The sequence below is a fragment of the Carnobacterium sp. genome (assembly GCF_032094055.1).
Taxonomy (GTDB): domain Bacteria; phylum Bacillota; class Bacilli; order Lactobacillales; family Carnobacteriaceae; genus Carnobacterium_A.
In genome coordinates this window covers 1-9,778 of sequence record NZ_DAMDAK010000080.1, presented here as the reverse complement: position 1 = coordinate 9,778, position 9,778 = coordinate 1, and the positions used below count along the sequence as shown (strand labels likewise).

Here is a 9,778-nt window from a genome sequence, read left to right as displayed (position 1 = left end):
GAAGAATGGAATTTAAATATTCCTTTTGAAAATCCTCTTGATTTTCCTGGATACGATGAAAAAGTAAAAAAAATTCAAGAGAAAACAGGTTTAGATGAAGCTGTTGTAACTGGAAAAGCTACTATCGAAGGCATTGAAACGGCAATTTGTGTAATGGATTCAAGCTTTATCATGGGAAGTATGGGAAGCATAGTGGGTGAAAAAATAACTCGAACACTTGAACGAGCTTTGACAGAAAAATTACCGATCGTTATTTTTACAGCTTCTGGTGGTGCTCGTATGCAAGAAGGTATTTTATCTTTAATGCAAATGGCAAAAATCAGTGCAGCCGTAGCTCGTCATAGTGCTGCTGGTTTATTGTATATCACAGTGTTAACGGACCCAACAACTGGTGGAGTTACTGCTAGTTTTGCAATGCAAGGGGATATCATTCTATCAGAACCGCGAGCGTTAGTTGGTTTTGCAGGACGACGTGTTATTGAGCAAACCATTAAAGAAACACTGCCGGATGATTTTCAACTTGCAGAATCCGTTTTAAAAAATGGATTTATCGATAAAATAGTTCCAAGAAAAGATCTTAAAGCAACATTAGGACTATTACTTCAACTTCATCATTAATAAGAGCGAATCAGAAAGAAACTTTGTATGAGAGAAGGTGAAACATTTGAGTGAAGCGAGTGAAGTTGTCGCCTTGGCTAGAAAAACATCCCGTTTAACAGCAGTGGAAATATTTGAAGCTGTTTTCGAAAATTTCATTGAGTTTCACGGAGATCGCAATTTTCGTGATGATAAAGCTATTGTAGGAGGCATTGCTACCTTAAATGGACAGCCAATTACTGTAATCGGAAATCAAAAAGGACATGAACTAACAGAAAATATTGAGCGTAACTTTGGTTCTCCTCATCCAGAAGGTTATCGTAAAGCCTTGCGTTTAATGAAACAAGCTGAAAAGTTTAATCGTCCTGTTATCACATTTATCAATACTTCAGGCGCATACTGTGGAGTTGAAGCTGAAGAACGGGGACAAGGCGAAGCCATTGCCCGGAATTTGATTGAAATGAGTCAGTTAAAAGTCCCAATTCTTTCAATCATAATCGGTGAAGGGGGAAGCGGAGGAGCGCTTGCTTTAGCAATGGGAAACCAAGTTTGGATGATGGAACACACGATGTATTCGGTCCTTTCTCCGGAAGGCTTCTCTTCTATATTATGGAAAGACGCATCTAGAGCAGGTGAAGCAGCAGAAGTTATGAAATTAACGGCTCAAAATTTACTTGAATTAGATATTGTCGATGAGATTGTTTTAGAAACTGATCAAGGCGAATTATTAACTCAGCAGAGTATTTTAAGTAACTTGAAAAAGAAAATAGTAAAAACGTTGAATGAATTGAATGCTAAATCTCCAAATGAATTAGTAGAAGAAAGATATCAGCGTTTCAGAAAATATTAAACATTTAAAAACAAACACCATTTCTTTATCTATGGTGTTTGTTTTATTTTTGCATGCGGTTTCAATAAAAGAGGAAATACCTTAATCTTAACAAGCCTTTAATCCATATGGTACACTAGTAAAGAATAAAACATATATCTATAAAAATGAATTGGGTGAAAGACTTGGGAGAAAAAATTGAATTTCCAAAAAATTATGAATATTATTTGAATCAAGGAAAGTCCCTAATGGAATGTGGAGAGACAAGAGAAGCTGTTGATTTAATTGAAAAAGCTTACACAATTAAATCGGACAGAGAAACTAATTTGGTCCTCGTTACTGTTTTATACCAAGTAGGAGAATATGAAAAAGCTAAGAACATGGCAGGTGAACACCTTTCTCTTTATCAAAATGATGAACAGTTATATGCATTATATACCTCTATTTTAATAAAAAACCATGATTTTTTACAAGCGGAAAAGATCATAGCTATTGAAAAAAATAAGCAAAATAATCAAGTATCGGTAACGCTTTGGCAGAGTTTAGCTCAATCAATGGAAGATGAAAAGGAATCACTTGAAAGAACTAAGAAAAATAAGCAGCAACAAGTTTTGAAAAATGTTTTTTCTATGAGTAATCAAAGTTTGGAAGAACAATCAAAGACATTTAAAGAAACAGAAATACTTCCACCGCATTTATTTCTGCAAGCCGCAGAAAGCATATTAACTAATCCTTTTGTGAATGGAATAACAAAGACAACCTTGCTGCAAACTTTACTATCTCGAGAAATTGACACTCCTTTTACCTTGGAATGGTTCAACGAAAAGCATATAATCATTCCTAAAAACTTAGTGCCATTCCAAGAGAGCAAGGCCGTTCAAGCAATAGAAGACATTTTAAAAGAACAGCTTGAAAATAATAACCCCGTTTTATACCAAATTGTTAGTCAAGAAATTTATATCCACTTTATGCTATTGTATCCATTTATCGATGAAATTATTACTGTTCCAGAAGAATGGGTCCAACTTTATATTGATCGATATGAAGAAGGCCAGCAAAATAGTTATCAAGAAAATGGTTCAGAACAAACATCAAAATTAGCAGAATGGATGCTGCGATTAGATAATACGATAGAAGAATTGACTCAAAGGCCAAATAGTTAATTATCTGTAGTAGATTATCTAATAGTAAAGAGAAGAAAAAGAGTGTTTTTTGATAGGTTTTAGCTCTTTGTATTTACAAAAATTCAGTGATAGTGTAAGATTAGGGAGTATGCAATTTTAATAAATTGCCAAAAATAGAGTGTTTCGGAGGGAAATATACATGACTGCACAATGGGAAAAAAAAGGTACTAATGACGGTATCCTAACATTTGAAATCTCAGAAGAAAAAATCAGTGAAGGAATGAATACAGCTTTCAACAAAGTGAAAGGTACTTTGAATGTACCTGGTTTCCGTAAAGGAAAAGTTACACGTCAAGTATTCAACAAAATGTATGGAGAAGCAGCACTTTATGAAGATGCTTTAAATGCAGTCTTACCAGAAGAATATGAAGCAGCAGTAAAAGAAGCAGCAATTGAGCCTGTAGACCAACCTAAAATTGATGTTAAATCAATGGAAAAAGGACAACCTTGGGTTATTGAAGCAGCCGTTACGGTTAAACCAGAAGTTAAATTAGGAGAATATAAAGGCCTTACAGTCGAAAAACAAGATCGCGAAGTAACAGATGCTGATGTTGAAGCTAATCTAGAAACGAAACGCGAACAACAAGCTGAATTGGTCTTGAAAGAAGAAGCAGCCGTTGAAGGAGATACTGTTGTTATCGACTTTGAAGGATTTAATAATGGTGAAGCTTTTGAAGGCGGTAAAGGAGAAAATCATTCATTAGAACTTGGATCTAATTCATTTATTCCAGGCTTTGAAGAACAATTGATTGGCACTAAAGCAGGTGATGAATTAGACGTAACAGTTACATTCCCTGAAGATTACCATGCAGAAGATTTAAAAGGCGCTGAAGCAGTCTTTAAAGTGAAAGTTCATGAAGTGAAAGCAAAAGAATTACCTGAATTAGATGATGAATTTGCTAAAGATGTTGATGAAGAAGTTTCAACTTTAGCTGAATTAAAAGAAAAAATTAAAACTCAATTGGTTGAAGCTAAGAATGCTACTGCAGACGAAGCAAATGAAGAAGCAGCTATCCGTCAAGCAGTAGAAAATGCAACGATTGAAGAATTGCCATGGGCAATGGTTCACGACGAAGTACACCGTCAAATGGATATGTTCTTAAATGACATGCAACGTCAAGGTGTAAGTCCTGAAATGTATTACCAAATTACAGGTACTACTGAAGAAGACTTGCATAAACAAATGGAAAGCGATGCAGATATGAGAACTCGTACGAACTTAGTACTTGAAGCAATTGTTGAAGCAGAAGCTTTTGATCCTTCTGAAGAAGAAGTAGAAGCTGAAATTAAAACATTAGCTGAACAATATGGAATGGAAGAAGACGCTGTTCGTTCTGCTTTAACTCCTGATATGTTAAAACATGATATTTCAATGAAAAAAGCTATTGATTTGATTACTTCTACAGCAGTAGAAAAATAAGCAACAAAAGCAGTCTGAAGAACGGAAACTGAAAAAAGAACTTCAAAGGTTAATAAACTTTTGAAGTTCTTTTCTCTATCGTAATGTCGTTAAATCTGCAAAGAGAATGATGGTAATGCAGTGAAGTTTATGCTATGATGGTTAATGTTTGAAGGAATCTACCATTCCTTTAAGTAGCAAATGATAACGGATAAAACGAGATTATGAGTTAGAATGAGAATAGAGGTGGACAAGCATATGTTTATTGATGAAGAAACCAAAGGACCTGTAAGTTGTTCATTTTGTGGTAAATCCCAAGAGCAAGTAAAAAAAATCGTTGCAGGGCCTGGAGTATACATTTGTAACGAGTGTATTGACTTATGTAAAGAAATTATTGATGAAGAGTTTAGTGATGCAGGCTACGGAGAGTTTTTAGAAGTACCTAAACCACAAGAAATCAGAAGTATCTTAAATGATTATGTAATAGGCCAAGAACAAGCCAAAAAATCACTTTCAGTTGCTGTCTACAATCATTATAAACGTATAAACCAAATTGGGACGGAAGAAGATGGAGTAGAGCTGCAAAAGAGCAATATTTGTTTAATTGGACCAACTGGTTCAGGAAAAACTTTCTTAGCACAAAGCCTAGCTCGTATTTTAAATGTTCCATTTGCTATCGCAGATGCTACCAGTTTAACTGAAGCAGGTTATGTCGGAGAAGACGTTGAAAATATTCTTCTTAAGTTAATGCAAGCAGCAGATTATGATGTGGAACGTGCGCAAAAAGGCATTATCTATATTGATGAAATTGATAAAATTGCTCGTAAAAGCGAAAATGTTTCGATCACGCGTGACGTTAGTGGTGAAGGGGTACAACAAGCCTTATTAAAAATATTAGAAGGTACAGTAGCTAATATTCCTCCACAAGGCGGAAGAAAACATCCGAATCAAGAATTTATTCAATTAGACACAAGCAACATCCTATTTATCGTAGGAGGAGCTTTTGATGGTATTGAAACGATCGTAAAAAATCGGATGGGCGAGAAAGTTATTGGTTTTGGTTCAGCTAAAAAAGTTATAGATGATAGCGAAAGTGTGATGCAACGGATTATTCCTGAAGACTTATTGAAGTTTGGTTTAATTCCTGAATTTATCGGACGCTTACCAGTAATAGCAGCATTAGAAAAATTAACTGAAGAGGATCTAGTGCATATTTTAACTCAACCAAAAAATGCATTAGAAAAACAATATAAAAAATTATTGATGTTAGATAATGTTGAACTTGAATTTGAAGAGCAAGCACTGCGAGAAATTGCTAAAAAAGCGATTGAACGCAATACTGGTGCTCGTGGGTTACGTTCAATCATTGAAAATATTATGTTGGAAATCATGTTTGAGTTGCCAAGCCGTCCTGAAATTTCAAAATGTGTTATTACAAAAGAAACGGTTGTTGGTGATGGGTTACCTGACTTTTATGATGAACAAGGTCAAAAAATCCTTTAATCAAAATGAAGAAAGCTTTGAATTATCTGAACTTTTGGGTAATTCGAAGCTTTTTATTTTGATAGAGTGGGGTATTATAAAAAAGTGTAGGAAAACAAGGAAAGATTAAACTTTTGCTGGTACTTTTAGCGGTTCATCTCATAGAGTATTAGTACAATACGACGAAAGAAGTGTTGCTTCCCAAGTCGTATTACCTAATTTTTTTTCAAGTCAGGGCGGCCTTGTCCCGCTTTTTTTATTTTTAAAAAGGAAAAACGCAGTGGTTTAATTAATCCTTAAAATAGGAATCAAAGAAAGCTGTGTTTTTAAACTTGATATATGTTAAAATGAGTGAAGAATTTAGATTAGAGATGGAGATTAAAACATGAAAGTTAACAAAGCGGATATTGTGATCAGTGCTGTATCGCCAGCACAATACCCTAATACAGGGCTGCCTGAAATTGCCTTAGCAGGACGTTCAAATGTGGGCAAATCTTCTTTTATCAATACATTGATCAATCGAAAGGGATTAGCTCGTACTTCAAGTAAGCCGGGTAAAACACAAACACTTAATTATTATATTATAGAAGATAAATTTTATTTCGTTGATGTGCCGGGTTATGGATATGCAAAAGTTTCTAAGACGGAACGCGCAAAATGGGGAGAAATGTTAGAAACTTATTTTACTCAAAGAGAACCTCTAAAGGCTGCTTTATGCGTGATTGACTTTAGACATCCTGCCACTGCTGACGACAAACAAATGTATGAGTTTCTTAAATATTATGGTATACCTGTCATTGTAGTTGCCACAAAAGCGGATAAAATTTCTAAAAGTAAATGGAATAAACATATGAAGATCTCCAAAGAATCTTTGGGATTTGATTCTGCAGATGATTTTGTGTTGTTTTCTTCTGAAACAGGTGAAGGTAAAGAAGAGGCATGGAAGTTAATCGAAGGATACTTGAATAAAAAAAATTGATGCAATCAGATAGTTATATGTTACAGGGCAAGAGTACCGTTGAAAAAGGAGTTTTTAAAGATGGAGTTTAATGAATACCAAAAATTAGCTAATCGAACATTATATGGAAATGAACAAGTATTAACCAACTGTGCTTTAGGTGTAGCTAGTGAATCAGGCGAACTGGTAGATTTGATCAAAAAATATACCTTTCATGGTCATGATTTGAATAAAAAAGAATTAGTAAAAGAAATGGGAGACGTCTTATGGTATTTGTCACAAATTGCAGAATGGGCAGATATTCCTTTTGAAGATGTAGCGATTCAAAATATCGAAAAATTGAAAAAACGGTATCCTAATGGCTTTTCAGAAGAAAGAAGCCGACAACGAACAGATGAATAGAATAAAATTTAGTGAATACAAAAGAGGTTGGGCTTTAGCCCAACCTCTTTTTACTTAGTCATTTTTATTAGTAGAATCAAGTTTTTTTTCAGACTTTTTTTCTTCTTTATCCTCTTTTTTAGCTACAGTTTCTTCTGGATCAAGCACAAACTTATGAAATAAATCATCTAGACTGGTTTCAACTTTAGATAATTGTCCCACGACATAACCTCCTATTTAAAGCTATTGAAAGTAAAATGCCACTATTTTATTTTGAGAAAAATGGATTTATGATCCTAAAGTTGTTTTCTAAAAACAAATGAATTTATACATTGAAAAATGTATAAAAAGTGATTATTGAGAATAATAAACGAATATAAAGGAGTAGCACTTGCATAAATATTCCTTTCCTGTTAAACTACACAAGAATTTAAAAATAGCAGGGAAGAGGAATAGATGATGAAAAAAAAGCCTTTTATGATAATAGTATTGGTTATTTTGGCTTATTGTTTTTTGCCTACACTACAAGCATCAGCAGCCGATAACTCATTAGAAAAAATTAAATCGAAAGGAACATTGGTGATCGGCACGAGTGCAGATTTTCCTCCCTATGAATTTCATGCTACGATTGATGGTCAAGATGAAATTGTAGGTATGGACATTTCAATTGCAAAAAAAATTGCAGAAGATTTAAATGTTAAATTAGAAATTCAAGACATGGGTTTCGATAGTTTGTTGCCAGCTTTAGAAGTAAATAAAGTAGATATGATTCTCGCGGGTATGAGTCCTTCTGAAGAGCGGAAACAAAGTGTTGATTTTTCTGATGTTTATTATACGGGTGGACAAAATATAGTCATTCGTCCTTCTGATAAAGAAGTCTACGATTCGAAAGATAGTTTAGTTAAAAAGAAGGTAGGAGTTCAAACCGGCTCCTTACAGGAAACATTGGCTAAAGAACAGATGCCTGAGTCAAGTATCTTAAGTTTATCTAAAATAACCGATTTAATTTTAGCATTAAAAACAAATAAAATAGAAGCTATTATCATGGAAAAACCAAGTGCAATGGCTTATGTTTCAAACGATACCGGACTAGCTACATTTGATGGAGGCTTTGAACTAGACGAAGGAGAGCAAGGAATTGCCATAGCAGTCAAAAAAGGGTCAGAGTCTCTCATTGCTAGTATAAATGAATCTCTTTCTAATATAAAAGAACAGAACTTGACAAAAACCTATTTAGAAGAAGCTGGAGAACACTTAAAAAACAGCCCAGGAGAAACGGAAGAAAAAGGAACAAAATCAAATGGAATGATTAATTATTGGAGTTATTTTGCACGAGGAACGGGTTATACAATATTGATTTCTGTTTTGAGTGTTTTATTTGGAAGCATCTTAGGTGTACTATTGTCATTGATGCGGTTAATGGATAATAAAATTATACGTGGATTGGCAACAGCATACGTTGAATTTGTCAGAGGAACTCCTATGATGATTCAAGTCATGTTTATCTATTTTGCGGTTGGTTATGTGGTCAACCTCCCAGCCTTAGCTTCAGGTATTATTGCTGTATCTTTAAACAGTGCTGCTTATATCTGTGAAATCATCCGTTCAGGCTTGAATTCCGTCAGTAAGGGACAGACAGAAGCGGCCAGAAGTTTAGGAATGAGCAAAAAGCTAACAATGCGTTATATTGTTTTCCCGCAAGCGTTAAAAAATATTTGGCCTGCTTTAGGCAATGAATTTATAACAGTCATTAAAGAAAGTTCCATTGTTTCGATTATTGGTGTAAGTGATTTAATTTTTCAAACGAAAATCGTTACGTCGGTTTCATATAGAGGAATTGCTCCTTTAGCCGTTACGATGGTTATTTACTTTATTTTAACGTATAGCTTAACCAAATTACTGAATTACTATGAAGGGAAGATGAACCATGATTAAGTTTAACCATTTAAAAAAATCATTTGATAAAAATGAAGTTTTGATCGATATTAGCGGAGAAGTAAAAAAAGGTGAAGTGGTCGTTATCATAGGTCCATCTGGTTCAGGAAAAAGTACATTATTGCGTTGCTTAAATTTATTGGAAACCCCAACGAGTGGAGAAATTATTTTTGAAGATACAACCTTAACCAAACTGAATGAAAATAAAATTAACCAATTACGTGAAAAAATGGGGATGGTGTTCCAAAGCTTTAATCTTTTCCCGCACCTTTCAGTAATAGAAAATTTAAAAATTGCCCCTATTAAAGTCAAAGGAATGCAAGAGGAAGAAGCAGAAAAACAAGCAGCCAAACTTTTAAAACAAGTGGGATTAGCGGATAAAGACAAAGCTTATCCCGTTAACTTATCCGGAGGCCAGCAACAACGGGTAGCAATTGCGAGAGCCTTGGCGATGAACCCTAAAGTTATGCTTTTTGATGAACCCACTTCGGCATTAGATCCTGAAATGGTAGGAGAAGTTTTAAAAGTTATTCAAGACTTGGCAGAAACGGGAATGACGATGGTTGTGGTTACTCATGAAATGGGATTTGCTAAAGAAGTTGCAGATCGAATTATCTTTATGGATGCAGGATATATTGTAGAAGAAGGAAGCCCTGAACAACTATTCGACCACCCACAACATGAACGAACAAAAAACTTCTTAGCAAAAGTGTTATAGAACCAAAAACCCTCAAAACTTAAAAAAGTTTTGAGGGTTTTCCTATCATTTTTTTATTTTTTATTGTCATCTTTAACCGCAACAGGGTTTTTCCATAGTCCAAGAATAGTAGCAGAAACAATCATTCCAATTACTAATGTAATTAAGAAAAGAAGTGCATGGTTTGAAAGTCCAATTGCAAATATTCCACCATGTGGCGCTGGAATAGTAATATCCCAGAATTGAGTTAATCCACCTGCAATTGCAGCACCTACAACAGACGAACCAATAATTCTCATTGGATCAGCGGCTGCGA

General features: G+C 34.6%; 10 protein-coding genes and 1 pseudogene. 9 read left to right on the top strand and 2 right to left on the bottom strand.

Going from position 1 to position 9,778, the window contains the following annotated elements; translation table 11 throughout:
* The 7 genes from RT405_RS10945 to RT405_RS10915 form a co-directional block, all read left to right on the top strand.
* Window positions 1-618: acetyl-CoA carboxylase carboxyltransferase subunit beta (locus RT405_RS10945; RefSeq protein ID WP_313469666.1), on the top strand; the 618-nt coding region annotated here is incomplete at its 5' end.
* A gap of 46 nt (window positions 619-664) precedes the next feature.
* The gene (locus RT405_RS10940; protein ID WP_313469665.1) at window positions 665-1,447 is read left to right on the top strand and encodes an acetyl-CoA carboxylase carboxyl transferase subunit alpha; all 783 of its coding nucleotides are present in this window, start codon (window positions 665-667) and stop codon (window positions 1,445-1,447) included.
* 227 nt (window positions 1,448-1,674) lie between these two features.
* The gene (locus RT405_RS10935; protein WP_313469664.1) at window positions 1,675-2,589 is read left to right on the top strand and encodes a hypothetical protein; all 915 of its coding nucleotides are present in this window, start codon (window positions 1,675-1,677) and stop codon (window positions 2,587-2,589) included.
* Window positions 2,590-2,749: 160 nt separating this feature from the next.
* Window positions 2,750-4,030 carry a trigger factor gene (gene tig / locus RT405_RS10930; RefSeq protein ID WP_313469663.1) on the top strand — a complete coding sequence of 427 codons (1,281 nt, stop codon included), beginning with the start codon at window positions 2,750-2,752 and terminating at the stop codon, window positions 4,028-4,030.
* Between the two features lie 237 nt (window positions 4,031-4,267).
* Window positions 4,268-5,512, top strand: a complete 1,245-nt coding sequence (gene clpX / locus RT405_RS10925; protein WP_313469662.1) for an ATP-dependent protease ATP-binding subunit ClpX — start codon at window positions 4,268-4,270, stop codon at window positions 5,510-5,512.
* A gap of 364 nt (window positions 5,513-5,876) precedes the next feature.
* Complete coding sequence (gene yihA / locus RT405_RS10920) at window positions 5,877-6,470, top strand: ribosome biogenesis GTP-binding protein YihA/YsxC (protein WP_313469661.1); 594 nt, start codon at window positions 5,877-5,879, stop codon at window positions 6,468-6,470.
* A gap of 60 nt (window positions 6,471-6,530) precedes the next feature.
* Window positions 6,531-6,851, top strand: coding sequence for a nucleoside triphosphate pyrophosphohydrolase family protein (locus RT405_RS10915; protein WP_035027889.1), 321 nt, complete (start codon window positions 6,531-6,533; stop codon window positions 6,849-6,851).
* Between the two features lie 54 nt (window positions 6,852-6,905).
* On the opposite strand, the gene RT405_RS10910 is transcribed toward RT405_RS10915, so the two are convergent.
* Window positions 6,906-7,052, bottom strand: coding sequence for a hypothetical protein (locus RT405_RS10910; protein ID WP_169741126.1), 147 nt, complete (start codon window positions 7,050-7,052; stop codon window positions 6,906-6,908).
* Window positions 7,053-7,289: 237 nt separating this feature from the next.
* Between RT405_RS10910 and RT405_RS10905 the strand changes: the two genes are divergently transcribed.
* Both RT405_RS10905 and RT405_RS10900 read left to right on the top strand, forming a co-directional pair.
* Window positions 7,290-8,765, top strand: coding sequence for an ABC transporter substrate-binding protein/permease (locus RT405_RS10905; RefSeq protein ID WP_396163741.1), 1,476 nt, complete (start codon window positions 7,290-7,292; stop codon window positions 8,763-8,765).
* Window positions 8,758-9,483, top strand: coding sequence for an amino acid ABC transporter ATP-binding protein (locus RT405_RS10900; RefSeq protein ID WP_313469659.1), 726 nt, complete (start codon window positions 8,758-8,760; stop codon window positions 9,481-9,483). Before RT405_RS10905 ends, RT405_RS10900 begins: the two co-directional genes overlap by 8 nt.
* 53 nt (window positions 9,484-9,536) lie before the next feature.
* Here the strand turns inward: RT405_RS10900 and RT405_RS10895 are convergent.
* Window positions 9,537-9,778: pseudogene (locus RT405_RS10895) on the bottom strand (PTS fructose transporter subunit IIC); the annotation flags it as partial.

Bases quoted from the DNA above. Each gene is read 5' to 3' on its own strand.
- RT405_RS10935 (WP_313469664.1), top strand. From the start codon at position 1,675: ATGGAATGTGGAGAGACAAGAGAAGCTGTTGATTTAATTGAAAAAGCT.
- RT405_RS10900 (WP_313469659.1), top strand. From the start codon at position 8,758: ATGATTAAGTTTAACCATTTAAAAAAATCATTTGATAAAAATGAAGTT.
- clpX (WP_313469662.1), top strand. From the start codon at position 4,268: ATGTTTATTGATGAAGAAACCAAAGGACCTGTAAGTTGTTCATTTTGT.
- yihA (WP_313469661.1), top strand. From the start codon at position 5,877: ATGAAAGTTAACAAAGCGGATATTGTGATCAGTGCTGTATCGCCAGCA.
- tig (WP_313469663.1), top strand. From the start codon at position 2,750: ATGACTGCACAATGGGAAAAAAAAGGTACTAATGACGGTATCCTAACA.
- RT405_RS10905 (WP_396163741.1), top strand. From the start codon at position 7,290: ATGAAAAAAAAGCCTTTTATGATAATAGTATTGGTTATTTTGGCTTAT.
- RT405_RS10915 (WP_035027889.1), top strand. From the start codon at position 6,531: ATGGAGTTTAATGAATACCAAAAATTAGCTAATCGAACATTATATGGA.